Origin of the sequence: Vibrio sp. 10N.222.49.C9 (assembly GCF_041474985.1) — a bacterium.
GTDB classification, from domain to species: Bacteria; Pseudomonadota; Gammaproteobacteria; order Enterobacterales; family Vibrionaceae; genus Vibrio; species Vibrio crassostreae_C.
On sequence record NZ_JBFRVD010000577.1, the window covers coordinates 1 to 433 of the forward strand.

Annotated in this window: 1 pseudogene; it reads left to right on the top strand. The window is 46.0% G+C overall.

Going from position 1 to position 433, the window contains the following annotated elements:
* Positions 1-433, top strand: a pseudogene (gene rho / locus AB4585_RS24555) (transcription termination factor Rho); the annotation flags it as partial.

Sequence of the window (433 nt, forward strand, 5' to 3'; positions counted from 1 at the left end):
GCTAAAAGCGGAGAGGATATCTTTGGTGACGGCGTCCTAGAGATTCTACAAGACGGATTTGGTTTTCTGCGCAGCTCAGACAGTTAATATCTAGCTGGCCCAGATGACATTTATGTATCGCCAAGTCAGATTCGTCGCTTTAACCTGCGTACAGGTGACAGCATTGCCGGTAAGATTCGCCCGCCTAAAGATGGTGAGCGTTACTTTGCATTGCTTAAGGTTAATACCGTTAACCACGATAAGCCTGATAACGCACGTAATAAGATTTTGTTTGAAAACCTGACTCCACTGCACGCTAACGAGCGTATGATAATGGAAGTAGGTAACGGTGCGACTGAAGATATTACAGCTCGTATCCTAGATTTGGCTTCACCGATCGGTAAAGGTCAACGTGGCTTAATCGTTGCTCCGCCAAAAGCGGGTAAGACAATGT